General features: G+C 69.5%; 20 protein-coding genes. 15 read left to right on the forward strand and 5 right to left on the reverse strand.

Features of this window, described 5'->3' with window-relative positions; all coding sequences use genetic code 11:
* Positions 1 to 75 precede the first annotated feature (75 nt).
* Entirely contained in the window at positions 76 to 1,689 is a 1,614-nt protein-coding gene (locus ACFXN1_RS07740) for a carboxylesterase/lipase family protein (protein WP_379437824.1), read from the forward strand.
* 7 nt (positions 1,690 to 1,696) lie between these two features.
* Here the strand turns inward: ACFXN1_RS07740 and ACFXN1_RS07745 are convergent, their stop codons facing one another.
* Complete coding sequence (locus tag ACFXN1_RS07745) at positions 1,697 to 2,956, reverse strand: hypothetical protein (protein WP_379437822.1); 1,260 nt, start codon at positions 2,954 to 2,956, stop codon at positions 1,697 to 1,699.
* 86 nt (positions 2,957 to 3,042) lie between these two features.
* A complete protein-coding gene (locus ACFXN1_RS07750) occupies positions 3,043 to 3,804 on the reverse strand; it encodes a crotonase/enoyl-CoA hydratase family protein (RefSeq protein ID WP_379437821.1) in 762 nt (253 codons plus the stop codon).
* A 65-nt stretch (positions 3,805 to 3,869) separates the two neighbouring features.
* On the opposite strand from ACFXN1_RS07750, the gene ACFXN1_RS07755 reads away from it, so the two are divergent.
* The 6 genes from ACFXN1_RS07755 (at position 3,870) to ACFXN1_RS07780 (ending at position 10,280) form a co-directional block, all read left to right on the forward strand.
* Positions 3,870 to 4,520, forward strand: coding sequence for a TetR/AcrR family transcriptional regulator (locus tag ACFXN1_RS07755; protein ID WP_379437819.1), 651 nt, complete (start codon positions 3,870 to 3,872; stop codon positions 4,518 to 4,520).
* A gap of 12 nt (positions 4,521 to 4,532) precedes the next feature.
* Positions 4,533 to 6,155, forward strand: coding sequence for an acyl-CoA dehydrogenase family protein (locus ACFXN1_RS07760; protein ID WP_379437817.1), 1,623 nt, complete (start codon positions 4,533 to 4,535; stop codon positions 6,153 to 6,155).
* Between the two features lie 253 nt (positions 6,156 to 6,408).
* On the forward strand, positions 6,409 to 6,885 hold the full coding sequence (locus ACFXN1_RS07765) for a hypothetical protein (protein ID WP_364614348.1): 477 nt from the start codon (positions 6,409 to 6,411) through the stop codon (positions 6,883 to 6,885).
* An 80-nt stretch (positions 6,886 to 6,965) separates the two neighbouring features.
* Positions 6,966 to 8,348 carry a DUF1731 domain-containing protein gene (locus tag ACFXN1_RS07770; RefSeq protein WP_379437816.1) on the forward strand — a complete coding sequence of 461 codons (1,383 nt, stop codon included), beginning with the start codon at positions 6,966 to 6,968 and terminating at the stop codon, positions 8,346 to 8,348.
* A gap of 91 nt (positions 8,349 to 8,439) precedes the next feature.
* Positions 8,440 to 10,044 (forward strand): cytochrome bc complex cytochrome b subunit, encoded by a 1,605-nt coding sequence (locus ACFXN1_RS07775; protein ID WP_379437868.1) that lies wholly within the window; start codon positions 8,440 to 8,442, stop codon positions 10,042 to 10,044.
* Positions 10,041 to 10,280 (forward strand): hypothetical protein, encoded by a 240-nt coding sequence (locus ACFXN1_RS07780; RefSeq protein ID WP_379437814.1) that lies wholly within the window; start codon positions 10,041 to 10,043, stop codon positions 10,278 to 10,280. The genes ACFXN1_RS07775 and ACFXN1_RS07780 overlap by 4 nt, the downstream gene beginning before the upstream one ends.
* Here ACFXN1_RS07780 and pcrA read toward each other — a convergent pair whose 3' ends face one another.
* Entirely contained in the window at positions 10,281 to 12,728 is a 2,448-nt protein-coding gene (pcrA, locus tag ACFXN1_RS07785) for a DNA helicase PcrA (RefSeq protein WP_379437813.1), read from the reverse strand.
* A gap of 343 nt (positions 12,729 to 13,071) precedes the next feature.
* Here pcrA and ACFXN1_RS07790 point away from each other — a divergent pair, with 343 nt between their 5' ends.
* Positions 13,072 to 13,377 (forward strand): chorismate mutase, encoded by a 306-nt coding sequence (locus ACFXN1_RS07790; RefSeq protein ID WP_379437811.1) that lies wholly within the window; start codon positions 13,072 to 13,074, stop codon positions 13,375 to 13,377.
* 217 nt (positions 13,378 to 13,594) lie between these two features.
* On the opposite strand, the gene ACFXN1_RS07795 is transcribed toward ACFXN1_RS07790, so the two are convergent.
* The gene (locus ACFXN1_RS07795) at positions 13,595 to 15,046 is read right to left on the reverse strand and encodes an NAD-dependent succinate-semialdehyde dehydrogenase (RefSeq protein WP_379437809.1); all 1,452 of its coding nucleotides are present in this window, start codon (positions 15,044 to 15,046) and stop codon (positions 13,595 to 13,597) included.
* Between the two features lie 154 nt (positions 15,047 to 15,200).
* Between ACFXN1_RS07795 and pgi the strand changes: the two genes are divergently transcribed.
* Positions 15,201 to 16,841 (forward strand): glucose-6-phosphate isomerase, encoded by a 1,641-nt coding sequence (pgi, locus tag ACFXN1_RS07800; RefSeq protein WP_379437808.1) that lies wholly within the window; start codon positions 15,201 to 15,203, stop codon positions 16,839 to 16,841.
* Positions 16,842 to 17,224: 383 nt separating this feature from the next.
* On the opposite strand, the gene ACFXN1_RS07805 is transcribed toward pgi, so the two are convergent.
* Complete coding sequence (locus ACFXN1_RS07805; protein ID WP_379437866.1) at positions 17,225 to 18,202, reverse strand: M23 family metallopeptidase; 978 nt, start codon at positions 18,200 to 18,202, stop codon at positions 17,225 to 17,227.
* Positions 18,203 to 19,015: 813 nt separating this feature from the next.
* Here ACFXN1_RS07805 and sucC point away from each other — a divergent pair.
* The 6 genes from sucC to purH all read left to right on the forward strand — a co-directional run bounded on the left by sucC (position 19,016) and on the right by purH (position 26,401).
* A complete protein-coding gene (gene sucC / locus ACFXN1_RS07810) occupies positions 19,016 to 20,182 on the forward strand; it encodes an ADP-forming succinate--CoA ligase subunit beta (RefSeq protein WP_379387302.1) in 1,167 nt (388 codons plus the stop codon).
* A 14-nt stretch (positions 20,183 to 20,196) separates the two neighbouring features.
* Entirely contained in the window at positions 20,197 to 21,111 is a 915-nt protein-coding gene (sucD, locus tag ACFXN1_RS07815; protein ID WP_379437806.1) for a succinate--CoA ligase subunit alpha, read from the forward strand.
* Positions 21,112 to 21,401: 290 nt separating this feature from the next.
* Complete coding sequence (locus ACFXN1_RS07820) at positions 21,402 to 22,397, forward strand: DUF5336 domain-containing protein (protein WP_379446764.1); 996 nt, start codon at positions 21,402 to 21,404, stop codon at positions 22,395 to 22,397.
* Between the two features lie 123 nt (positions 22,398 to 22,520).
* Positions 22,521 to 24,092, forward strand: coding sequence for a DUF6350 family protein (locus tag ACFXN1_RS07825; protein WP_379463524.1), 1,572 nt, complete (start codon positions 22,521 to 22,523; stop codon positions 24,090 to 24,092).
* 105 nt (positions 24,093 to 24,197) lie between these two features.
* Positions 24,198 to 24,830, forward strand: a complete 633-nt coding sequence (purN, locus tag ACFXN1_RS07830; RefSeq protein WP_379397730.1) for a phosphoribosylglycinamide formyltransferase — start codon at positions 24,198 to 24,200, stop codon at positions 24,828 to 24,830.
* Positions 24,827 to 26,401 carry a bifunctional phosphoribosylaminoimidazolecarboxamide formyltransferase/IMP cyclohydrolase gene (gene purH, locus ACFXN1_RS07835; protein ID WP_379442268.1) on the forward strand — a complete coding sequence of 525 codons (1,575 nt, stop codon included), beginning with the start codon at positions 24,827 to 24,829 and terminating at the stop codon, positions 26,399 to 26,401. Before purN ends, purH begins: the two co-directional genes overlap by 4 nt.
* The last annotated feature ends 78 nt before the right edge of the window (positions 26,402 to 26,479 follow it).

A 26,479-nucleotide genomic window follows, 5' to 3' on the forward strand; every position in this document is an offset into this window, starting at 1 on the left:
GGCCGTTCCCGCCACCTTCGGGGTCCGTGGTCCGAGACCCTGGGAGCCCCCGAGAGTTGGGACTACCCTTTGTGAATGGTGGCAACGACAGACATCACGACCGCGGACGGCACGGTTCGCGGACTCCGGGGCCGCCGCGTTTCACGCTGGCGGTCCATTCCTTTCGCGGCGGCTCCGGTCGGGGAGTTCCGTTTCCGGGCACCGCAGCCGGTGCAACCATGGAGCGGGGTGCGCGACGCCACCGACTTCGGTTATGCCGCAATGCAACACCGGAACGGCGCGCGGATCGGGCCGCGGCAGGCGCAGCCGACCGGCGAGGATTGCCTCACGCTGAACGTGACCGCGCCGAACGCGCCGTCGGCCACGCCCCGCCCGGTCATGGTGTTCATCCACGGTGGTGGCTACATGATCGGAACCTCCGCGCTGCGGCTGTATTCCGGCGCCCGGCTGGCGCTCCGCGGCGATGTCATCGTGGTGTCGGTCAACTACCGGCTCGGCGCCTTCGGCTACGTCGACTTCGGTGAATACTCCACGCCCGACAGCCGATTCGACTCCAACCTGGGCCTGCGCGATCAGGTCGCGGCCCTGGAGTGGGTGCAGCGCAATATCGCCGCGTTCGGCGGCGACCCGAACAATGTCACCATCTTCGGCGAATCGGCCGGGGCGCACGCGGTGCTGGCCCTCATGGCCACCCCCGCCGCGGCCGGGCTGTTCCACCGCGGCATCGCCCAGAGCGCGCCCGCGGACTGGGCCCCGAGTCAGACCGAAGCCCGGCTGTTCGCCCGCCGCTGCCTCGACGACCTCGGCATCGCCCCCGGGGACGCCGCCAAGGCGCTGCGCACCGCCGGTGCGAACGACATCCGCAAGGCCGTCGATCACGCGGTCGCCCGGATCATGCACCAGCAGCCGGGCCTGTTCCCGCTGGCCCCGGTGGTGGACGGCGAATTCCTGCCCGCCGCACCACTGGCCGCGTTCGCCGATGGCACCGCGCACCGGGTGCCGCTCATCATCGGGACCAACCGGGACGAGGCCACCTTGTTCGTGCGCTTCGACGACACCCTGCCCACCACCCCCGATCGCATGCGCTGGCTGCTGCGCCATGTGGACCAGGCCCTGGGCGAGGGCGGCGACAGCCCCATCTTCACCAGACTCGGCCAGTCCATGCCGACCTCGCAGGAGCGCCTGCACGAGACGCTGTCCGAGTTCGGCGCGGCCGTCGAATCCCGGGTCACCGCGGCCTATCCCGGTTTTCCGGGCAAGCGGGCCTCCGTCCGCATGGGCGGCGACTTCACCTTCTGGCGGCCCTCCGTCCGCGTCATGGAGGCGCACAGCCGATACGCGCCGACCTACGCGTACCGCTACGACTTCGCCCCGCGCGCAATCCATCTGAGCGGTTTCGGCGCCACGCACGCCCTGGATCTGATCCCCGTCTTCGGCGCGGTCGATTCGTCCTTCGGCCGTGCCATGACCGCGCTCGGCGGCCACCGCGGCTTCCGTGAGGTGTCGAGCCAGTTCCAGGACAACTGGCTGGCCTTCGCCCGCACCGGAACTCCGCTGCCGGCCTGGCCCGCCTACACCGAGGAGCAGCGCGCGACGCTGATCATCGATTCGCCCGGCCGCGTCGAACTCGACCCGGACCGCACCAAACGCCTGGCGTGGCAGGGGGTTCGGATCCCCGCCCTCACCTGAGCGGCGGTCACCAGGCCGTGCAGGACAGGCCGAGCGCGGACAGTTCCGTCTCGGCCAGCGCGGTGAGCGCGGCTGAGGTCGGGATGGCGTTCGGATCCAGGCCGATCAGCGACAGCGTGTAGGTGTCGGCGATCCGGGTCAGGTACCCCGAGAGCCGGGTCCGGGGCAGGGCGTCGGGCCGGAGCCCGGGGTGGATGGCGCGGGCCGCCACCCCGGTGCACGAGTGCGGGCCCAGCGCCAGCAGCGACTCGGGCAGGTTGCCGATATTGGAGCACAGGACATCTCGCTCGCCCGCGCCCCGCGCCAGCCGATACGCCCACCGGTCGGGCATGACCTGGAGGATCTCCTCGGGGATGCCGCCCGGGCTGGTCATGCGGTGCTCGTAGGCCGCACGGGCCTTGCGGCGCAGGGTCGCCGGGGTGTCGTCGCGGGTGATGGCGACCTCGGTCATGGACATGTCGTTGTCCACGCGCGGCTCGTCGCGGGTGTCGACCGGGAGGCTGGCGGCAATGGTGTCGGCGGGAAAACCGCTGGACCACAGCATCTTCGCGATCAGATGGACGAACAGGCTGTTGGCGGTGCCCGCGTGCGCGACCGCGACGCGGTTCCAGTCCCGGGCCGGGATCTCGAGCACCGTCCCGCAGGTGGTGGCGGTTCCGGGAAGCGCCGGGGCATTCGAGGTGCCCGGTACCGCCTTTCGCACCTCGGGTGCGGCCGGGCGTGTGGGAATGCCGTGCCGCAGCGCGCGAGCGGTCCCTCCCAGAACCGTGGCCCACATCCGCCGGGCATCGGCCCAATCCGAATGTCCCGCAAGGGGTGCCGCAAGGGGGATGCCGGACAGCGCGTTGTCGATGGCCAGGGTCAGCGCGCGGCCGTCGGCCAGCGCGTGCGAACAGGTCAGCGCGACCAGGCAGCCGCCGTCGGCGAGGCGTGCCGCCGACAGCCGCCAGCCCGGCCCGGCCTCGGGATCGAGGTCCGCGCCCTGGCGGTCGGCCCAATCCAGGACGGCCGCACGCGGAATCGGCTCCGGCGTCATGGTGAACGGGTGCGCGGTCTCGTTCGGCTGCCAGCGTGGCCGTGCCCCGGGAACCCGCGAGCGCACCACCCGGCGGCCGAGCGGCCCGGTGCGCAGATCGCGGTGGACCCGCCAGAGCAGGGCCGGATGAACCGGTTCGGCGGTACGCCAGAGTCCCTGCAGGACGATCGGGGTGCCCATGCCCCGATGCGACCGCAGGAAGATCTCGTCCAGCACGCTCAGCCGATCCATCGAACGGCTAGCGTACCGATCGGTTCCATGGCGTGCTGCCGCGCGTATTCGGGGCTTTCGCGCGACCGATCGAACCGGAGCCCGAATCAGGCCGGGCGGCCGTGGCGGCCCTCGCCCGAGGCGAAGCGCTGCGCCCCGTCCAGCGCACCGTCCATCAGGGCCTTCATGCCGTGGCGCAGCTCGTTGGCGATGGCCTCGGACTCCTCCAGGCCGTTCTGCTCCAGCACCGACATGCGGTCCGAGCGCAGGCAGGTCTGCGGCAGCGTGGCCAGCTCGAGCGCGAGTTCCTCGGCGGCGCGGCGGGATTCGCCGTTCGGCACCACCCGGTTGACCAGTCCGATCTGCAGCGCCTCGGTGGCGCCGACGGCCCGGCCGGTGAGAATCAGGTCCATGGCGCGGCCCTCGCCGATGATGCGGGGCAGCCGCACGGTGCCGCCGTCGATGAGCGGCACGCCCCAGCGGCGGCAGAACACGCCGAAGGTGCTGTCCTGCTCCGCGATTCGCAGATCACACCAGAGCGCCAGCTCGATGCCGCCCGCGACCGCGTACCCGGAGACCGCGGCGATGACCGGCTTGGACAGCTTCATGCGGGTCGGGCCCATGGGTCCGTCGCCGTCCTCGGTGACCTGGTTGGAGCGTTCGGTGCCGAGGGCCTTGAGGTCGGCGCCGGCGCAGAAGGTGCCGCCGTCGCCCCACAGCACGGCGACCGCGGCGGTGGGGTCGGCGTCGAAGTCACGGAAGGCGTCGGCCAGGGCTTTCGCGGTGGGGCCGTCGACCGCGTTGCGGGCTTCGGGGCGGTGCAGGATCACGGTGTAGACGGGTCCGTTGCGCTCCACTCGTACTGTCACGACGCCGACAGTACGCCGTAAACCGGGGCTTGCGTCAAGAAATGAATCAGTGGTTCACTTCTTGTATGGCCTATCGCAGAACCCCCGCTGTCCAGGCCCGGCTGGATGCTCAGGCGGGGTCGATCGTGCGGGCCGCCATGACCGTGCTGTCCCGGGACGGGTTCGCCGGACTGTCCATGGCGGCGGTCGCCGCCGAGGCCGGAGTCGCCACCGGGACGGTGTACAAGAACTTCAGCGGCAAGGCCGAACTCGTCACCGCCGTCTTCCGCGAGGTCGTCACCCGAGAGGTCGACGCGGTCGCCGCGGCCGGAGCTGCGGGGGAGGGGCGCACCGCCCCGGACCGGGTCACCGCCGCCGTCGAGACCTTCGCCGGCCGCGCCCTCAAGAACCCCAAACTCGCCTACGTGCTGCTCGCCGAACCGGTGGACGCCGCCGTCGACGCCGAACGCCTGCGCTTCCGCCGGGCCTTCGCCGAGACCTACGTGTCCGCCATCTCCGACGGCATCGCCAGCGGTCAACTGCCGCCGCAGGATCCGCGCACCTCCGCGACCGCGCTGGTCGGGGCCATCGGCGAGGTGCTCGTCGGCCCGCTCTCCGAACAACTCCAGAGCGAATCGGTGCTGCCGGAACTGGTCGCCTTCGCCCTGCGCGCCCTCGGTGTCCAGCCGGCCGCCCCCGGCGACCACCCCGAATCACGCGGCGTCCCACACGAATAGGAGTCACCCGCAATGCACACGCACGACGTCTTCAACCAGGTGCCGCCCATCGTCCCCTTCGACAATTCGCGCAATCCCGCGCTGCTCGAGGGCCTGCACCGGGAAGGCGCGGGCTGGGCCGAGGCCGAGGTGCGGGAGCTGGGCGTGCTCGCGGGCGGCGCGGCCGCGCAGGAGTGGGGCCGGCTGGCCAACGAGAACCCGCCGATCCTGCACACCCACGACCGCTACGGCAACCGCATCGACGAGGTGGAGTTCCACCCGTACTGGCACAACCTCATGGACACCGCGGTGTCCCACGGCCTGCACGGTTCGCCCTGGCAGGACGACCGGTCCGGCGCGCACGTGGCCCGCGCCGCCAAGTTCTTCACCTGGGGCCTGGCCGACGCCGGGCACATGTGCCCGATCTCCATGACCTACGCCGTGGTGCCCGCACTGCGCCACAATCCCGAACTGGCCGCGAAGTTCGAGCCGCTGCTGGCCTCCCGCGTCTACGACTTCGGCCTGCGCGAGCCGTCCGGCAAGGCCGGTCTCATCGCGGGCATGTCCATGACCGAGAAGCAGGGCGGCTCCGACGTCCGCGCCAACACCACCACCGCCACCCCGCTCGCCGACGGCACCTACCGCATCGTCGGCCACAAGTGGTTCACCTCGCACCCCATGGGCGACCTGTTCCTGACCCTGGCCCAGGCGCCGGGCGGCCTGTCCTGCTTCCTGCTGCCCCGGGTGCTGCCCGACGGCACCCGCAACGCGCTGCGCATCCAGCGGCTCAAGGACAAGCTGGGCAACAAGTCCAACGCCTCCTCGGAACTGGAGTACGAGAACGCCATCGGCTGGCTGGTCGGCGAGGAGGGCGCGGGCGTGAAGACCATTATCGAAATGGTCAATATGACCCGGCTGGACTGCGTGATCGGCTCGGCCACCGGCATGCGGGCCGGGGCCGTCTACGCCACCCACCACGCCCGGCATCGCCAGGTGTTCGGCAAGTACCTGGTCGACCAGCCCGCCATGCGGAATGTGCTGGCGGACCTGGTGATCGAATCCGATGCCGCGACCACCGTCATGATGCGCCTGGCCGGGGCCACCGATCGCGCCGGCACCGATCCCGCCGAGGCGGCGCTGCGCCGCATCGCGCTGGCGGTCACCAAGTACTGGGTATGCAAGCGCGCCCCAGCGCACGCGGCCGAGGCGCTGGAATGCTTCGGCGGCAACGGTTATGCCGAGGAGTCCGGCATGCCGCGGCTGTACCGCGAGGCCCCGCTCATGTCCATCTGGGAGGGCTCGGGCAATGTGGCCGCGCTGGACGCGCTGCGCGCCATGGGCCGGCAGCCGGAGACGGTCGAGGCGTTCTTCACCGAGCTGAACCTGTCCCGCGGCGCCAACCGCCACCTTGACGAGGCCATCGACCGAATCGGCAAGGAGCTCACCGACTTCGCCGATATCGAGTACCGCGCGCGCCGCGTGGTGGAGCTGATGGCGCTGGTGCTGCAGGGCGCGCAGCTGGTGCGGCACGGCCACCAGGCCGTCGCGGACGCCTTCTGCAGCACCAGGTTCGGCGGCGACTGGGGCATCGCCTTCGGCACGCTGCCGACCGGCGTGGACACCGAGGCGATCATCCAGCGCGCCTACGTCGACTGAGCCGACACGAGGTCATGGCCGTGGGCGGCGATCGATAGTCGCCCACGGCATCAGCCGAACCAGATCTGTGCCTCTGTTGTTCGGAATGCGTCTGCGGCGCACGACTATTGTGCTCCACCTTCGGGAGGTGCGGGGACATTCATCAATTAGTGAATCGGGTGGATCGAGAAGCCTCGTTAATCGATGTCCGAATTGCGAAATACGCGAATTCGCGCTGGTGCCAAGCGGTTCCGGTGGTCTAGGGTCGATGATCATGAACGTGCGTAGTGTTATCGGCAGTGCGATGGCAGCGGTCGCGCTCACAATTCTCGGCACCGGCGCCGCCTCGGCGGACTCGGGTGTCATCGAGGCGGACAACTCGGATTTCCTGGTGGGCGACACCCTGTATTTCAATGATTTCGCCACCCAGTGCGCCATTCACGCGAATGGCGATGTCGCCTGCGATCTCGGTCAGGGAAACAAATTGTGGGGCCTGATTCCCATCTCCGACATCGTGATCGACGGCTCCTTCCTGCCCGCCCACCCGACCTTCGGCCTCGGCGGCCAGCACGGCAATCCGAATGCCCGTCAGCTCTGGGACGTGCCGCGCCCGCCCGGAAACGTGTACGCCGGCACCCAGTTCGACTACGCGGGCGCGACCTGCCTCGGTGGGCGTCCGCACGGCGGCGGCATGACCTGCACCTCGCACGGCCACACCTTCACCCTCGGCACCCAGACCAGCATCGGCTGACACCCGCCCCGACGACACCGCGCGGGCTGCGACCAAGACCACGCTTCCCGCCGCAGCCCGCCGGTAATAGCGTCGGAATCATGCCTCGTACAACGACGTACACCCAGTGGATCGCCCTCCCGCCGCAGCAGCTGTGGGCCGTCCTCGGCGATCCCGCCCGCTGGCCCGAGTGGAATCCCGCCGTCACGGCGGTGGCACTGCACGGCACACCCGCGGCGGGCGTCACCGGCGACTACCTGCCGCGCGGGCGCGTCACCGAGGCAGTGCACGGGCGGCTGGCGAAACCGTTCGTCGTCTCCACCTTCGTGCCCGACCGCGAAATCACCTTGGAGCAGCCGGAACCCGCCGGCACCATGCGACTGCGCTGGGTGCTCACCCCGCGTGACGGCGGCACCGAACTCCGCCAGCAGCTCACCTTCACCGGCGCCTCGGCCGCGGTCATGCGCAAGGTCGTCGGGGACCTGCCGCAGACCGACACCCACACCTGCTTCACCCGCCTGGCCCAGCTGGCCGGGCTGCGGCCCGCCGCGGACGCGCTCACCGTCGTGATCGCCGGCGGCACCGGCGCCCTGGGCCGCACCCTGGCCGCCGACCTCACCTGCCGGGGCCAGCGGGTCGTCATCCTCACCCGGCGCACCGCGCTGGAACTGCCCTACCCGCAATACGAATGGGACGGCCGCACCGTCGGCACGTGGGCCGACGCCCTGCGCAATCCGGGCCGCACCGCGGTGATCAACCTCGCCGGCAAGCTCGTCGACTGCCGGCCCACCGCCCGCAATATCGCCGAATTGCGCCGCAGCCGCGTCGATTCCACCCGCGCGCTGGTGGGAGCGTCCAAGACACTGGATCGGCCCGTCGACTACTGGATCCAGGCGAGCACCACCGCCATCTGGGCCGATGCCGGGGAACTCCGCTGCACCGAGGGCACACCCCTGCCCGAGCCCGGACTGCCACAGATGACCGGCGTGGCCGCACCCTGGGAGGCGGCCTTCGCGGGGGCGAATGCCACGCACTGGACCATCCTGCGCACCTCCATCGTGCTGGACCCGGATGCTCCCGCGCTGCGGCGACTGGTGGGCCTGACCAAGGCGGGCCTGGGCGGCAGTGTCGGCAGCGGCCGGCAGTGGTTCAGCTGGATCCACGTCGAGGACTGGCTGGCCATCGTGCGCGCCGGGCTGGGCCTGGACCCGCGGGTCGGGCTGCCCACCGGCGTGGTGGTCGCGGCCACCGACTTCCCGGTGCGCAACAAGGAGCTCATGACCACCCTGCGCAGGCAGCTGCGCCGCCCGTGGTCGCCGCCCACCCCCGCAGCCGCCCTCACCGTGGGCGCGGTCCTCCTGCGCACCGATCCGGCGCTCGGGCTGACCGGCCGGCACGCCACCTCGGAGGTGCTGCGGCACAGCGGGTTCCGCTTCCGCTACCCGACCCTCGACGAGGCGCTGTCGGACCTGCTGCCGCGCTGACCCGGCAGCCCCGGACCATGCCCAGGGTGTGATCCAGGACAACCCCTCGATCCAGGTGTCACGTTTCGGCCCGCTCCGGCGTCTCATGTTCATGAACGCCACCGCGAACCGCGCCGATGCCGCCGACCAGCGGTATCACCTGGCCGCGGGCCTGAAACGCTCCATCAACAAGGTCTTCCCGACCCACTGGTCGTTCCTGCTCGGGGAGATCGCGCTCTACAGCTTCATCATCCTGCTGCTGTCCGGGATCTACCTGACGCTCTACTTCGAGCCGTCCATGACCGAGGTGACCTACAACGGCAGCTACCAGCCGCTGCGCGGCGTCCAGATGTCGGCCGCCTACCGCAGCGTCCTGGACATCTCCTTCGACGTGCGCGGCGGGCTGTTCGTGCGGCAGGTCCACCACTGGGCCGCCCTGCTGTTCGCGGCGTCGATCATCATCCACATGTTCCGGGTGTTCTTCACCGGCGCCTTCCGCAAACCCCGCGAGGCCACCTGGGTGATCGGCGCGGTCCTGCTGATCCTGGCCATGTTCGAGGGCTACTTCGGCTACTCGCTGCCCGACGACCTGCTCTCCGGCACCGGCCTGCGGTCACCGCTGGGCGGCATCACCATGGCGGTCCCGGTGGTGGGCACCTGGCTCCACTTCTTCCTCTTCGGCGGGGAATTCCCCGGCACCGTCCTGATCCCGCGGCTCTACATCACCCACGTGCTGCTGTTCCCGGGAATCATGCTGGCGCTCATCGGCGCTCACATCGCACTCGTCTGGTACCAGAAGCACACCCAGTTCCCCGGGCCCGCCCGCACCGAGCGAAATGTGGTGGGCGCGCGCATCGTTCCGGTGTTCTCCCTGGACCAGGGCGCGTTCTTCGCCTTCACCCTGGCCACCGTCGCGCTCATGGGCGGGCTCTTCCAGATCAACCCGATCTGGAATCTGGGGCCCTACAACCCCGCCCAGGTGTCGGCCGGATCCCAGCCCGACTTCTACATGATGTGGACCGACGGCCTGGCCCGGCTCATGCCGCCCTGGGAGATCTACCTGGGCCGCTACACCATTCCCGCGCCCTTCTGGGTGGCGGTGGTGATGGGCATCGTGCTGGCGGTGATCCCGCTGTACCCGTGGATCGAGAAGCGGCTGACCAAGGACACCGCGCACCACAATCTGCTGCAGCGGCCGCGAGATGTGCCGGTGCGCACCGCGATCGGAGCCATGGCCATCGCCTTCTACCTGGTGCTCACCTTCGCCTGCGTGAACGACATCATCGCGCTGAAGTTCGACGTCTCCCTCAACGCGACCACCTGGTTCTTCCGGATCGCGCTGCTGACCCTGCCGCCGCTGGCCTACGCCGTGGCCTACCGGTTCTGCCTGGGCCTGCAACGCAGCGATCGGGCGGTGCTCGAGCACGGCATCGAGACCGGCATCATCAAACGGCTGCCGCACGGAGAGTACATCGAGGTGCACCAGTCGCTCGGGCCAGTGGACCGGCACGGTCATCCGATTCCCCTGGAGTACCAGGGCGCGGCTGTCCCGAAGAAGATGAGCAAGCTCGGCTCCGCGGGCAAACCCGGACCCGGCGGGTTCCTCACCGCCGACCCACCCGAGGAGCGCGCGCTCCTCGCCGCCCGGCATCATGATGACGAGTACGCACAGCTCACCATGCTGAAAGCCAAGCAGGACAACGGGAGTCGAGGATGAAACTCCGGACACGCACCGACGACGAGGAATACGGGCTGCTGGTGCCCGCCGCCACCGTCTACGACATGCAGTCCGCGCGCGCCGTCCAGCAGCTGCTGCACTCCCACGGGGTACGCGCCACCATGGGCCGGGCGCGCATCCATCGCTGGCGAAATATCAAGGACCGCTTCCGGATCCTGGTCTTTCCCGAGGACGCCGTGCGCGCCTACGACGTCCTCAGCGGCCACACCAGCTGATCAGAGTTTGGTCAGGGTCCGGCTGTACTGCGGGATCAGCCGGATCTTGCCGGCCGTGCCGAAGTCGATGGTGACCGTCGCCAGCGAGCCGAAGCCCTCGGCGGCGATCACCCGGCCCAGGCCGTACTTGTCGTCGTTGACCCGGTCGCCGACGGCCAGCACCAGACCGGTGTTGTTGCGCTTGACCCCCGCGGCGGCCGGCGCGGGCCGTCGCTCGCCGCGATCGCGCAGACCGGGGCGCGGCTCCGACCAGCCGTCACCGCGGGTCCAATCCCGTTCCAGCCCTTCGTCTTCGCCGCGCCGGCGGAAACCGCGCGAGGTCTGCGACGGGGCCGGCTCCAGCCGCCGCCAATCCATCAGATGGCCCGGAATCTCCTGCAGGAAGCGGGATTCCGGATTGGAGACCGGCTGCCCCCAACCCGAACGGACCACGGCGCGGGTCAGATACAGGCGCTTGCGGGCGCGCGTGATGCCCACATACGCCAGCCGACGCTCCTCCTGCAGCTCCGTCGGATCGCCCAGGGCGCGCATGTGCGGGAACTGGCCGTCCTCCCAGCCGGTCACGAACACGACTGGGAACTCCAGGCCCTTGGCGGTGTGCAGGGTCATCAACGTGACCACGCCGGAACCCTCTTCGGGAATCTGGTCCGCGTCGGCCACCAGCGAGACCCGCTCCAGGAACGCCGCCAGCGAACCCGGTTCCGGTTCGCCCTCGGCCTGCTCGGGCAGCATGCCCTCGGCCCGCGCGGCCTCCACATTGTTGCGCGCCTCGGAACTGAATTCGCGTGCGACGCTGACCAGTTCGTTGAGGTTGTCCAGGCGCGCGCCGTCCTGCGGATCGTCGGAGGCCTCCAGCTCGGCGCGATAGCCGGTGCGGTCCAGTACCGCCTCCACCACCGAACCCACATCCGGGAAGTCCATGTCGGCCTGCGCGCCCGCCGCCCGGATCTCCTCCAGCAGCTCCAGGAAGCCGGCGATGGCCCGCTGCGAGCGGCTGTTGAGCAGAGCCACCTTGCCCGCGGCCGCGTCCCGGAGCGCCTGCGCGAAGCCGATATTCCGCTGCTCGGCGTGCACGGCCACGCAGGCCTCCGCACGGTCGCCGATGCCGCGGCGCGGGGTGTTGAGCACCCGCCGCAGGCTCACCGCGTCATCCGGGTTCTCCAGGACGCGCAGGTAGGCCACGATGTCGCGAACCTCCTTGCGCTCGTAGAAGCGCACCCCGCCGACCACCTTGTAGGGCAGTCCCATGCGGATGAAGATCTCCTCCAGCGCCCGCGAATTGTTGTTGGTGCGGTAGAAGACCGCCACATCCGCGTAGTTGGCGTCGCCCTGGTCCACCAGCCGGTCGATCTCGCGGGCCACGAACGAGGCCTCGTCGTGCTCGTTGTCGGCCACATAGCCGACGATCAGATCGCCGTCGCCCTGATCGGTCCACAGCTTCTTCTCGCGCCGGCCCTCGTTGCGGGCGATCACCGCGTTGGCGGCGGTCAGAATGTACTGGGTGGAGCGGTAGTTCTGTTCCAGCAGAATGGTTTCCGCATCCGGGAAGTCGCGCTCGAACTCCTCGATATTGCGGATGGTGGCGCCGCGGAAGGCATAGATGGACTGGTCCGCGTCACCCACCACGCACAGCTCCGAGGGCGGCACCCGATCCTCGGCAGCGGCATCGTCGCCCCGCCCGTCCCGATGGTGGCCCACCAGTTCACGCACCAGCACGTACTGCGCGTGGTTGGTGTCCTGGTACTCGTCGACCAGCACGTGCCGGAAGCGCCGCCGGTAGTACTCGGCCACCTGCGGATGCCGCTGCAGCAGCGACACCGTCTCACCGATCAGATCGTCGAAGTCGAGGGCATTGGCCGCGCGCAGCCGCCGCTGGTACTCGTCGTAGACCCGGGCCACGATGCGCGGCAGCTCGCTGTCCTCGGTCTCGGCGTCGGCCGCGGCCTGTGGCGGGTCGATGAGCTCGTTCTTGAGATTCGAGATGGCGGTGGCCAGCAGGCGCGGCGAATACTTCTTCGCGTCGATCTCGAAGTCGCGAATGATCATGCCCAGCAGCCGCCGGGAATCGTCCGCGTCGTAGATGGAGAAGTTGGAGTTCAGCCCCGCCAGCAGCGACGCCTGGGTACGCAGGATGCGCACGCAGCTGGAGTGGAAGGTGGACACCCACATGCCGGCCGCGCGCGGGCCGACCAGCCCGGCCACCCGTTCGCGCATCTCGGCGGCGGCCTTGTTGGTGAAGGTGATGGCCAGCACCTCGCCGGGCCGCACCCCGCGAGCGTCGAGCAGATAGGCGATGCGACGGGTGAGGACAGCGGTCTTTCCGGACCCGGCCCCGGCCACGATCAGCAGCGGGGTGCCGGTGTGCATCACCGCGGCGCGCTGTTGCGGATTCAATCCCTCGAGCAACCGCTCGGTCTTCTGCTCGTCCTGTGCCACCGTCGTATTCATCGCCCATCCACGCTACCGGCGCGCACCGACAGGCGGCGGGGCGGACCGCGCAGGTGTCCGATAAGTGCCGGTCCGGCGAACATCCGGTGAACCGCGCCCGGTCGGGAAACTCAGGAGATTCACAAACGTACCTGTTTTGCATAGGTCCCTATGCATGGCACACTCGTCGCATGACCGGCTCCAAGGCGACGCATTGCACCTGAGCCCGATCCCGGGGGGACAATGTGGTGCAGTCCCAGGGGGACAATGTATGGCCAACAGGTCTGATTCTTGGTGAAGAACCGATCGGTAACAGGTTGGGTCCACCCGCCGATCGACGTTCTGGACCACGAGGAGTTGAAGAATGAGCATCTCGACGACGGGACATTCCGAGTCTGCCACCGACTCGGACTCCGCCCTGCCCTCCGAGGCTGAGATCGACAAGCTGCGCTTGGAAATCGACAAGCTGGACGCCGAAATCCTCGCCGCTATCAAGCGCCGCACCGAGGTCTCGCGCATGATCGGGCGAACGCGTATGGCGAACGGCGGGCCCAAGCTCGTCCACTCCCGCGAGATGAAGGTGCTCGAGCGATTCAGCGAGCTGGGCCAGGAGGGTCACACCCTGGCGATGTTGCTGCTGCGCCTGGGCCGCGGCCGCCTCGGACACTGACAACTCTCGTAAGGCCCTCGGAGGCCGGCCGCGCCCCCGAAACCCTCGGACCTGCCGCCTTCGGCACGGCCCGTTAACGCCGGGCACCGCATGCTCGATACAACATGCGGTGCGTCGCGAAGTGCGGCCCCACACAGACCGCGCTGCATGCGTGCCACGGATGCAGCCTCCCCAAGGCCGCCCCGGGTGTCTCGACCCCGGGGCGGTTCTTTCCTGTCTAGGGCAGGGCGATGTACTTGGTGTCGAGGTATTCCTCGATGCCCTCGAAGCCGCCCTCCCGGCCGAAACCGGATTCCTTCACGCCGCCGAAGGGCGCGGCCGGGTCGGAGATGACGCCCCGATTGACCCCGACCATGCCGCTCTCCAGGCCCTCGGCCACCCGCAGCGCCCGGTCCAGACTGCGCGTGTACACGTATGCGACCAGGCCGAATTCGGTGTTGTTGGCCGCGGCCAGACCCTGCTCCTCGGTGTCGAAGCCGACGATCGGGGCGACCGGGCCGAACACCTCCTCGCGCAGGATGCGGGCCTGCGCCGGGATATCGGTGAGCACCGTGGCCGGATAGAACCAGCCCGGGCCGCCGGGGGCCTTGCCGCCCAGCTTCACCTGCGCGCCCGCCGACACCGCGTCGTCGACCAGCTCGCTCACGGTGTCGAGCTGGTTCTCGTTGACGAGCGGGCCCAGCGTGGTGTCCGGGTCCACGCCATTGCCGAGCCGGTACTCCGCCATGGCCGCCACCAGCTTGTCGGTGAATTCCTGGCGAACCGAATTCTGAACGTGGAAGCGGTTGGCCGCGGTGCACGCCTCACCGCCGTTGCGCAGTTTGGCCAGCAGCGCGCCCTGCACGGCGGCATCCACGTCGGCATCGTCGAAGACCACGAACGGGGCATTGCCGCCGAGCTCCATCGAGGTGCGCAGCAGGCCGTGCGCGGACTGCTCGACCAGCTTCTTGCCGACCGGGGTGGAACCGGTGAAGGTCAGCTTGCGCAGCCGCGGGTCGTTCAGCAGCGGCGCGGTGACCGCACCCGAGTGCGAGGTGGTGATGACCGACAGCACGCCGTCGGGCAGGCCGGCCTCGCTGCAGAGCTGGGCCAGCAGCAGCATGGTCAACGGGGTCTCACCCGCGGGCTTCACGATCATGGTGCAGCCCGCCGCCAGCGCCGGGCCGATCTTGCGGGTGCCCATGGCCAGCGGGAAGTTCCAGGGCGTGATGGCCAGGCACGGGCCGACGGGCTGCTTGTGCACCAGGATTCGCCCGGTCCCGGCCGGGGCGGGCTGGTAGCGGCCGTGGATGCGGACGGCCTCCTCGCTGAACCAGCGGAAGAACTCCGCGCCGTAGCGGACCTCATTGCGGCTCTCCGGCAGGGCCTTACCCATTTCGAGGGTCATGAGGAGGGCGAACTCCTCGGCCCGCGCCGTGATCGCCTCGAACACCGCGCGCAGGATCTCCCCGCGCTGCCGGGCCGGGGTGGCGGCCCATTCGGCCTGCACGGCCGTGGCCGCGTCGAGGGCGCGCATCGCGTCCTCGGATGTCGCGTCGGCGACCTGGGCGATGACCTCACCCGTCGCCGGATTGTGCACCGGGAAGGTCGCGCCACCGGTGGCATCCACCGGTCCGCCGATCCAAAGTCGCGTGGGAATGGACGAGAGTAGGGCGCTTTCGGTCACCATGAGACGAGCCTAGGCGCGTGTGCGTCCGAGCCGCCGGAGTCCGTGGAATCCGCACCCCCGCGGCCGGCCGAAAATCGCTCTGCGCTGGGAGAATCCCGCGAACGACCTCTTGTTACCTGCGCGTCGCAAGGTGAAGGTTGTAACCTCGGCGATCGTGAGCAGCGACATCACCGCATCGGCGGTCTGGCGGAAACTGCACGATCACCACGCCTCTCTCGCCGGGCGGCATCTGCGTGAGTTCTTCGCCGAGGATCCCGAGCGTGGTCGTGAGCTGACCGTGCAGGTCGCCGACCTGCACATCGACTACTCCAAGCATCGGGTGACACGCGAAACCCTGGATCTGCTGGCCGAATTGGCGCAGACCGCCGGGGTCGAGCAGCGCCGCGACGCCATGTTCGCGGGCGAGCGCATCAACACCTCCGAGGACCGCTCGGTCGGGCACGTGTGGTTGCGCCGGCCCGTCGGCGAGCCGCTCACGGTGGACGGCCAGGACGTCGAGATCGACGTGCACGAAGTGCTGCGGCGCATGGGCGAATTCACCGACCAGGTGCGCTCCGGGCAGTGGCGCGGCGCCACCGGCGAGCGCATCGCCACCGTGGTGAACATCGGCATCGGCGGCTCGGATCTGGGCCCGGCCATGGTGACGCTGGGCCTGCGGCACTACGCGGACGCGGGCATCTCGGCGCGGTTCGTCTCGAATGTCGATCCGTCGGATCTGGTGGCGAAGCTGGACGGCCTGAACCCGGCCACCACGCTGTTCATCGTCGCCTCCAAGACCTTCTCCACCCTGGAGACGCTCACCAATGCCACCGCGGCCCGCCGCTGGCTGGTGGCCGCGCTCGGCGAGGACGCTGTCGCAAAGCATTTCGTCGCGGTGTCCACCCACGCGCAGCGGGTGGCGGACTTCGGTATCGACACCGCCAACATGTTCGGCTTCTGGGACTGGGTCGGCGGCCGCTACTCGGTGGACTCGGCCATCGGCCTGTCGGTCATGGCGGTCATCGGCAAGGAGCGCTTCGCCGAGTTCCTGGCCGGAATGCATGCCGTGGACGAGCATTTCGCGAATGCGCCGCTGGCGGAGAACGGCCCGATCCTGCTCGGGCTGCTGGGCGTCTGGTACTCGAACTTCTTCGGCGCGCAGTCCCGCGCGGTGCTGCCGTACTCCAACGACCTGGCCCGTTTCCCGGCCTATCTGCAGCAGCTGACCATGGAGTCCAACGGCAAGTCCGTGCACGCCGACGGCACCCCGGTCACCACCTCCACGGGCGAGATCTTCTGGGGCGAGCCCGGCACCAACGGCCAGCACGCCTTCTACCAGCTGCTGCACCAGGGCACCCGGCTGGTGCCCGCCGACTTCATCGGATTCGCCCGTCCTGTCAGCGATCTGCCCACCATGGACGGCTCGGGCAGCATGCACGACATCCTGATGAGCAACCTCTTCGCCCAGACCAAGGTGCTGGCCTTCGGCAAGACCGCCGAGGAGATCGCGGCCGAGGGCACCGCCCCGAACCTGGTGCCGCACAAGGTGATGCCCGGTAACCGGCCCTCCACGGCCATCCTGGCGCCGCAGCTGACCCCGTCGGTGCTGGGCCAGCTGATCGCCCTCTACGAGCACCAGGTGTTCACCGAGGGCGCGATCTGGGGCATCGACAGCTTCGACCAGTGGGGCGTGGAACTGGGCAAGCAGCAGGCGCTAGCCCTGGAGCCGCTGCTGACCGCGGCGGAAGAGCCCGCGCCGCAACCGGATTCGTCCACCGACGCGCTGATCCGCTGGTACCGCTCCAACCGCAGCTGATCGGGCCCGGACCGCGCTGATCGGGCGTCACTCGTCGGCGCGGCCCGAGCAGAGCCGGTCGAGGGTATCGATCCGTCGCCGCCACCCGGTTTGACCCGGCGTGGCGGACGATGCCCCGCCGGCGTCCAGAATCGCCCGTACCGCAACGGGATCCAATCATCCCGACCGTGACCTCGGCGCGCAGCGGCCGGACCCGCTCCGGGGCCGTCAAGACCGCGCGATGGGGCCGGTCCGCCCGCCGCCTCCGCGTCGTCGGCGATCTGCACGGTCCGCATGACGGGTTCGATCCGGTCTGCGGTCAGCCCGATTCCGCCGGGAGCCGCCCGGAACGCCGAAAGGCGCGCCCTGCCGGGCGCGCCTTTCGGATCGGGTTCGGTTGCGGGTCAGTCCCGTTCGGGGCCGAGCGAGATGCCGCGCGAGGCCAGCCAGGGCAGCGGGTCGATCTTGTCGACGCCGTTCAGCCAGACCTCGAAGTGGCAGTGCGGGCCGGTCGAGAAGCCGCGGTTACCGACGGTCGCGATCTGGTCGCCCGCCAGCACGCGCTGGCCCTGCGAGACGGTCGCGGTGTCGATGTGGCCGTAGATGGTGACGGTGCCGTCGTCGTGGAGCAGCCGGACCCACATGCCGAAACCGGAAGCGGGACCGGCCTCGAGCACGGTGGCGTCGGCCACCGCGTAGATCGGGGTGCCGATCGGGGCGGCGATGTCCACGCCCTGGTGGGCGACGCCCCAGCGGATGCCGAAGCCGGAGGTGAAGGTGCCGGCGGCGAACTTCGTCCACAGCGGCCGGTTCTTCGACGCCTCCTGGTTGGCCATGTCGGCGGCGAACTGCTTGCCCTTGGCCAGAATGTCGTTGAACTGGTCCAGGCTCGCGGGCGCGTTCGGGCTCACCACCTGGGGCGATCCGGGGGCGCCGTCGCCGACCACCGAGGTCGCAGCGACCTCCTTGACCTGGTTGGCGGCCTGGTAGTCGACATTGCTGTTGTCATGGCCCGTGGACTCGATGGTGGCCTGGCCCGCGGCCACGACCGCACCGGCGGCGACCGCGACGACCGCGGCGCGGCCCTTGAGCGCGGTGGGCGGGGCGGGTAGGCGGTGGGTGCCGCCGGAGCGGCGCTTGCCGCCGGAGCGGGTCGGGCGCGGCTCGTCGTCGTAGTCGGCGTCGTGCTCGGCATCGGCTTCCCGCGCACTGCGATTCAGGCGGGCGCCGTCGCCGGAGAACTGGAGCTTCTCGCCGGACGCGGTCTTGAACGTGTAGACCGGCCTGTACTCGTCGGAGGGGGTCGGGTCCGCGGTCGGATCCCAGTTGGTCCGCGACTGCGGGGCCCAATCACTCGGATTCGGTGCGGCCCAGCCGTTCACGGTGGTCTGGGCGTTGTAGTCCCAGCTCGGTTCGGGCTGCCAGTCGGCGGATTCGTCCCACTGCGGGGACTCACCCCACTGCTGACCGCCGTTCCAGTCCGCATCGGAATTCCACTCGGAGCCGGAATCCCACTGCGTGTCGCCGTTCCAGGCCTGGGTGGCATCCCAGTCGCCGTGGGCGACCCCGCTGTGCGTCGGGGCGGGGGCATCGAAGGTGGTCGCGCCGCCGTAATTCTCTGCGTCCTCGCGATAGCGGTGTCCGCGGCTGGCGCGGGGCTGCGAGGGGAAGGGGCCGTCGCTCATTTGCGCCGGTCCGGAGAGTGCTGCGGGGCCGACAAGTCGCCTGCGGAGCGGCTCATTTCCTTGGGAGCGCTGTGCTGCGTCAAGCCTGCCGTCCTCCTGTCCGTGACCGGGTTGTGACATCGACCGCAACGACGGTAACGAAACGATTGCGGCTCAGCAAGCGATGGACTTGGTTCGACACGCTGCTGTGATATTGATCACGTTCCCAGCGGGAATGCGCTCACTGTGCTTCGGGTAACCGGGTGAGGTTTTTCAACGACACAACGTCGTAGCCAGTAGCACTGTCCGGGATTCGTGTGTCCCACCTGGCGCGGGGTCAACAAGCTACCGATGAGTAGCATTGACGAGGGCTTTTAGGACCGCGGAGACAGTACCGTGACCTGCGCCACTTAGGCTGTATGCGGCTGATTTCCGCTCCATGTGACTGATTAGAGTCCGAGCCAACCCGCCTCCGACGACGGGCCGCCAACCAAGACGTTGTCACAACAACGCAGACGAGACGGTGAGTACATGGATCTCTTCGAATATCAGGCGAAGGAACTCTTCGTGAAGCACGGAGTGCCTTCGTCGGAGGGCCGCGTCACGGACTCGGCCGAGGACGCCCGTGCGATCGCGGAAGAAATCGGCAAGCCGGTGATGATCAAGTCGCAGGTCAAAGTCGGTGGCCGCGGCAAGGCCGGTGGCGTGAAGTACGCCGCCACCCCCGACGACGCCTTCACCCACGCGAACAACATCCTGGGCCTGGACATCAAGGGCCACATCACCAAGAAGATCCTGGTTGCCGAGGCCAAGGACATCGCCTCGGAGTACTACATCTCCTTCCTGCTCGATCGCTCCAACCGCACCTACCTGGCCATGTGCTCGGTCGAGGGCGGCATGGAGATCGAGGAGGTGGCCGCCACCAAGCCGGACCGCCTGGCCAAGGTGCCGGTCGACGCCGTCAAGGGCGTGGACCTGGCCTTCGCCCGTTCCATCGCCGAGCAGGGCCACCTGCCCGCCGACATCCTCGACGCCGCCGCGGTGACCATCCAGAAGCTGTGGGAGGTGTTCATCAAGGAGGACGCGACCCTGGTCGAGGTCAACCCGCTGGTGCGTACCCCCAACGACGAGATCCTCGCCCTCGACGGCAAGGTGACCCTGGACGAGAACGCCGAGTTCCGCCACCCCGACCACGCCGAGTTCGCGGACATCGACGCCACCGACCCGCTCGAGCTCAAGGCCAAGCAGAACGACCTCAACTACGTGAAGCTCGACGGCGAGGTCGGCATCATCGGCAACGGCGCCGGCCTGGTCATGTCGACCCTGGACGTCGTCGCCTACGCCGGTGAGAACCACGGCGGCGTCAAGCCCGCCAACTTCCTCGACATCGGCGGCGGCGCTTCGGCCGCCGTCATGGCCGCGGGCCTGGACGTCATCCTCAACGACGAGCAGGTCAAGTCGGTGTTCGTGAACGTCTTCGGTGGCATCACCGCCTGTGACGCGGTCGCGAACGGCATCGTGCAGGCCCTGGAGATCCTGGGCGCCGAGGCCAACAAGCCGCTGGTCGTCCGCCTCGACGGCAACAAGGTCGAGGAGGGTCGCAAGATCCTCGTCGACGCCAACCACCCCCTGGTGACCCTCGCTCAGACCATGGACGAAGGCGCCGACAAGGCCGCCGAGCTGGCTGCGGCCAAGTAAGGACACGAACCAACATGTCTATCTTCCTGAACAAGGACAACAAGGTCATCGTCCAGGGCATCACCGGCGGCGAGGGCACCAAGCACACCGCCCTGATGCTGAAGGCGGGCACCAACGTGGTCGGCGGTGTCAACGCGCGCAAGGCGGGCACCACCGTCAAGCACGTCGACGCCCAGGGCAACGAGGTCGAGCTGCCGGTCTTCGCGACCGTCGCCGAGGCCATGGAGAAGACCGGCGCGGACACCTCCATCGCGTTCGTTCCCCCGGCCTTCTCGAAGGACGCCATCATCGAGGCCATCGACGCGGAGATCCCGCTGCTCGTGGTCATCACCGAGGGCATCCCGGTGCAGGACACCGCCTTCGCGTGGGCCTACAACGTGGACAAGGGCAACAAGACCCGCATCATCGGCCCGAACTGCCCCGGCATCATCACCCCGGGTGAGTCGCTGGTCGGCATCACCCCGGCCAACATCACCGGCAAGGGCCCGATCGGCCTGGTCTCCAAGTCCGGCACCCTGACCTACCAGATGATGTACGAGCTGCGGGACTTCGGTTTCTCCACCGCCATCGGCATCGGCGGCGACCCGGTCATCGGCACCACCCACATCGACGCCATCGAGGCGTTCGAGAAGGACCCGGAGACCAAGCTCATCGTCATGATCGGCGAGATCGGCGGCGACGCCGAGGAGCGGGCCGCGGCCTACATCCAGGCCAACGTCAGCAAGCCGGTCGTCGGCTATGTCGCGGGCTTCACCGCGCCGGAGGGTAAGACCATGGGCCACGCCGGCGCCATCGTCTCCGGCTCCGCCGGTACCGCCCAGGCCAAGAAGGACGCCCTCGAGGCCGCGGGCGTGAAGGTCGGCAAGACCCCGTCCGAGACCGCCGCCCTGGCGCGCGAGATCCTCGAGAAGGCCAGCATCAGCGCTTGATGAGTTCTCGTGCCCCGCTTCCTGGCGGAAGCGGGGCACAGGGCGAGATCTGATTGGCTGAATACGAAGGCCGCCTGTCGAATTCGACAGGCGGCCTTCGTGATTCGCGGGACTGTGACGAACCTGGCCGGGGTGGGGTTTGCGGGTGCGACGGGCCGGGTAGGGCGGTCGTGTACTGCGCCGATTCGGGTATTGCGGTCGGGCCACGGCTGGTGGTAGATGGTGCCCGCTGCCGTCGAGTGCAGTAGCGTCGGTGGAGGTTCGTGAACGACTCGATAGGAGACGACGACATGTCATACCCGACCGGGGGCTCGGGATACAACGCGCCCCAGCCGACGCCCTCCTCCGTACCCGGCTACGGCTCGCAGCCCACGGGCGCTCCTGCTGCCGGGTCGGGCACGTCGCCCGCTGCGGGCAAGGGCCTGCCGTTCTTCCTCGCCGTGGGCGTGGCCGCGCTCGGCGTCATCAACTTCCTGCTCGGCTTCGCGCCCTATATCGGCACCAAGGCCGTCGAGATCGGCAACACCCGGGTCGGCGGTGACACCAGCTTCAGCCTGTTCGAGAGCACCGGTTCCGCGGCGCTGGTGACGATCCTGCTGATCGCGGGTCTGCTGGCCGGCCTGTCGCTGCTGCCCAAGCAGAGCGGCAACACCGGCATCGTGGCGGCCGCCTCGTTCGGCGCGTTCCTGGGCATCCTGTTCGGCTCCTTCGACCTCGGCGACAGTGTGACGCTGAAGTGGGGCGGCTGGGTGATCCTGTTCCTGTCGTTCGTGCAGGCCGTGGTGGCCGTGCTGGCACTGCTGTTCGAGCTCGGCATCGTCAAGGTGCCGGAGCCGAAACCGGCTGCGCCGCAGGGTGGTTACGGTCAGCAGCCGCAGCAGCCGTTCAGCTCCACCGGGCCGCAGTACCAGCAGCAGGCGTTCGGTCAGCAGCCCGGCTACGGTCAGCAGCCGTCGTTCGGTCAGCCGGCGGGGTACGGTCAGCAGCCGCAGCAGCAGTCCTACGGTCAGCCGGCCGGTTACGGTCAGCAGCCCGCGGGCTACGGCACCGGTTCCCAGCCGACCTACGGTCAGCAGCCGCCGTCCTACGGCCAGCAGCCCGCCCAGCCCGGTTACGGCCAGCAGTCGCCGTACGGCGCGCCGCAGCAGCCGGCCGGGAGTGCGGACGCGACCCAGCATTTCGGCGCTCAGCCGCAGCGCCCGGCGCAGCCCTTCGGCGGCGAGCAGGCGGCGGATCCGTCGGCGGACGCCACCCGGGCCTTCCGGCCGGGCCAGGACGACAAGTAGTTTCGCCTCCCGTCAGGAGCGGCCTCCGGTATGCCACCGGGGGCCGTTCTCTTTTGCCAGCGCGCCGGTCGTTCCGGCGCGCCTGACCCCACGGTTTCCGAGATGCTGCCACGCTGGATGTCCATGAATGCCCCCAGAACTGCCCTGGCTCGCCTGAGCGACCCCGATCTCCGGGAGCCGCCGCGGCCCCCGGTCCGGCGGCGCGGCGGGGGCGGCGGGGGTTTCGGATCGCTGACCCCGGAACGCGCCCGGGTGCTGATGCTGGTCGCCGCGCGCGCCTCGGCCATCACGCTGCTGGTGATCTTCGTGCTGGTGTACGCCACCCTGTTCGCGGCGGGCAGCGGGATGAGCGGTTCGTCGGGCGCGATCGCCGCGAGCTGGCTTGCGGTGCACCAGGTTCCGCTGGTGATCGGCAAGACCGGGATCGGGCTGTGGCCGCTGCTGCCGACCCTGCTGATGCTGTGGCTGGTGGCGCGGGACAGCGCGCAGGCGGCCGGGCCCGAGTGCGAGACCGCCGAGCTGGGCTGGGTGCTGGGCGCCGCGGTGGGCGGCCCGCTGCTGATCACCGCGGTGTGCCTCGCGGTGGCCGAGGACGCGGCGGCGGTGGTGTCGCTGCAGCCGCCGGACACCCTGGCCGCCTTCGCCTGGGTGCTCGGGCTGAATCTGCTGGCGGCGCTCGTGGGCATCGGTGCGCGGCGCTGGCGCGACTTCGCCGATCTGCTGCCGATTCCCTTGCCGGACTGGGTGGTTCCCGGTTTCCGGGCGGGGCTGCGGGCGGTGGGCCGCCTGCTGCTGGCGGCGACCGCGGTGACCGTGGTGTCGTTCCTGCTGCACTGGTCCCGCCTCGGCGAGACCTACCATGCGGCCGGAAACGCGGTCGGCGCACTGGGTTTGACGCTGCTGTCGCTGGCCTACCTGCCGAATGTCGCGGTCGACGCGGTGAGCGTGCTGGCCGGCGGGCAGGTACAGATCGGCCCGGGATCGTTGAGCCTGTTCGCGATTCAGGGCGCGCCGGTGCCCGCGGTGCCGGTGGCGGCCGCGGTGCCGTCGGGTCCGGTGGCGGTGTGGTGGCTGGTGCTGCTCCTGGCACCCGCGGCGATCGGGGTGCTGTCGGGCCTGGACTGTGGTCGCACATCGCATGATCGGGCGACCGCGCCCTGGGCGACGCTGACCGCCGCCGGGGTGGCGGCCGTCGTGGTGGCGCTGCTGGGCGTGGTGGCCGGGGGCGAGCTGGGCACCTTCGGCCGGATCGCGCCGAACGCGGTGGGCGCGGCGCTGGTGTTCGTCTGGCTGGCCGTCGCCGGATACGTGGGCATGCTGGGTGCCCGGTTCTTCGGCGGCCCGGCCGTGGTGGCCCCCGCGGCCTTCGACGATGCCTATGACGACGAGTACGAGTACGAGGACGACTACTACTACGCGGACGACGACGCCGAGTACGCGGACGACGACTACGACGATGACGAGTACGACGACTACGACGAGGATTTCGACGACGAGGCCGCCGCTGACGCCCGGCCCGGCGCCGGCCACGACGACGAGAGCCGCTGGTACGAGGAGCAGGATCTCGACGGCGCCCTCGACGCCGAACTGGTCGACGACCAGGACGAGCGCGCCGCCGATTCCGCTGTGAAATCCACCGACAACACCGACATCGTCGACGCGGAAGTGGTAGAGGGAGACCTGCCGGACAAGTAGCAAGTGGACGGTCGTTAGGCTTGAGGCGGCGGGTTCGTTTCCGCCGTCCCCATCCCGCTCCGATCGACAGGGAGTAGTGCGCTGACGTCCACGCCCGCCCCGCAGCTGCCGCCGACCGCGCCCGCGAGCGTCGTGGTGCTGGCTTCCGGCACCGGATCCCTGTTGCGTTCGCTGCTGGAAGCGACGCAGCAGCCGGGTTATCCGGCCACCGTGGTCGCCGTCGGGGTGGATCGCGATTGCGCCGCCACCGAGCACGCCGAGGCCTTCGATGTCTCGTCGTTCAAGGTCGCGCTGCGCGATTTCCCGGACCGCGCCGCATGGGATGTCGCGCTCACCGAGGTGGTCGCCGCCTTCGAACCCGATCTGGTGGTGTCCGCGGGCTTCATGAAGATTCTCGGCCCCGCTTTCATGGACCGTTTCGGCGGTCGCATCATCAATACCCATCCCGCGCTGTTGCCCGCCTTCCCGGGCGCGCATGGGGTGCGGGACGCGCTCGCCTACGGCGTGCGGGTGACCGGTTCCACCGTGCATCTGGTCGACACGGGTGTCGACACCGGGCCGATCCTGGCGCAGGAGGCGGTCACGGTGCTGCCCGATGACGACGAGGACACCCTGCACGAGCGCATCAAGGTCGTGGAGCGCCGGCTGCTGGCGGAGGTCGTCGCCGCTGTCGCTACCCGAGGCATTGTCTCCGATGGACGAAAGGCAGTTATCCCAGATGAGCGAGTTCTCCGGTGAGTGAACGCAAGCCGATCAAGCGGGCCCTCGTAAGCGTCTACGACAAGACCGGTCTGATCGAACTGGCCACCGGTCTGCACCGTGCGGGCGTGGAGCTGGTGTCGACCGGCTCGACCGCCGGCAAGATCGCCGACGCCGGCATTCCGGTCACCAAGGTCGAAGACCTGACCGGTTTCCCGGAGACCCTGGACGGCCGGGTCAAGACGCTGCACCCGCGGGTGCACGCCGGCATCCTGGCCGACACCCGCAAGGAGGAGCACGTCGACCAGCTCGTCGAGCTGGGTGTCGAGGCCTTCCAGCTCGTCGTGGTGAACCTGTACCCGTTCACCCAGACGGTCGCGTCCGGCGCGAGCGTCGACGAGTGCGTCGAGCAGATCGACATCGGCGGGCCGTCCATGGTGCGCGCCGCCGCCAAGAACCACCCGTCGGTCGCGGTCGTGGTGAACACCGGTGACTACGCCGATGTGATCGCCGCCGTGCAGCAGGGCGGTTTCACCCTGGCCGAGCGGACCGCGTTGGCGGCCAAGGCTTTCCAGCACACCGCCACCTACGATGTGGCCGTCGCCAGCTGGATGACCAGTGTGGCGGTCCCGGCCGTCGCTCCGGAACCCGAAGACGCGCAGCAGTTCCCGGAGTGGATCGGCGGCACCTGGCAGCGCGCGGACGTGCTGCGCTACGGCGAGAACCCGCATCAGGCGGCCGCGCTGTACACCAACCAGGGTGGCCCGGTCGGGCTGGCGCAGGCGCAGCAGTTGCACGGCAAGGAGATGTCGTACAACAACTACACCGACGCGGACGCCGCCTGGCGCGCCGCCTACGACTTCGACGAGCCGGCCGTGGCGGTCATCAAGCACGCGAACCCGTGCGGTATCGCGGTCGGCGCGGACATCGCCGAGGCGCACCGCAAGGCGCACGCCACCGACCCGGTCTCCGCGTACGGCGGCGTGATCGCGGCCAACCGCGAGGTCTCCGTGGAGATGGCCGAGCAGGTCGCCGACATCTTCACCGAGGTCATCGTGGCCCCGTCCTACGCCAATGGTGCGGTCGAGGTGTTGCAGCGCAAGAAGAACGTGCGCGTGCTGGTGGCCGAGCCGGCCCGCCGCAAGGGTGCGGAGCTGCGTCCCGTCAGTGGCGGTGTGCTGCTGCAGGAGCGCGACATCCTCGACGCCGCGGGCGACAGTGCCGCCAACTGGACGCTGGCCGCGGGTGAGGCTGCCGACGAGTCCACCCTGCGCGATCTCGAATTCGCCTGGCGCGCGTGCCGTGCCGTGAAGTCCAACGCCATCCTGCTGGCCGATGACGGCGCGGCCGTCGGTGTCGGCATGGGTCAGGTCAACCGGGTCGATTCCTGCAAGCTGGCGGTGGAGCGGGCCGGTGACCGCGCCAAGGGTTCGGTGGCGGCCTCGGACGCGTTCTTCCCGTTCTCGGACGGCCCGCAGATCCTGGTGGCCGCCGGCGTGCGCGCCATCGTGCACCCGGGCGGTTCGATCCGTGACAAGGACACCATCGAGCTGTGCCGTGAGGCCGGAGTGACCTTGTACCTGACCGGTTCCCGGCACTTCGCGCACTGAGCGTGAGCCCCCGCTGACGCGAGTCGTGCAGCGGGACAACAACATCGGGGCAGGGGCCCGGATCGTCCATCGATCCGG

This window comes from Nocardia sp. NPDC059154 (assembly GCF_042755705.1).
Lineage (GTDB): Bacteria > Actinomycetota > Actinomycetes > Mycobacteriales > Mycobacteriaceae > Nocardia.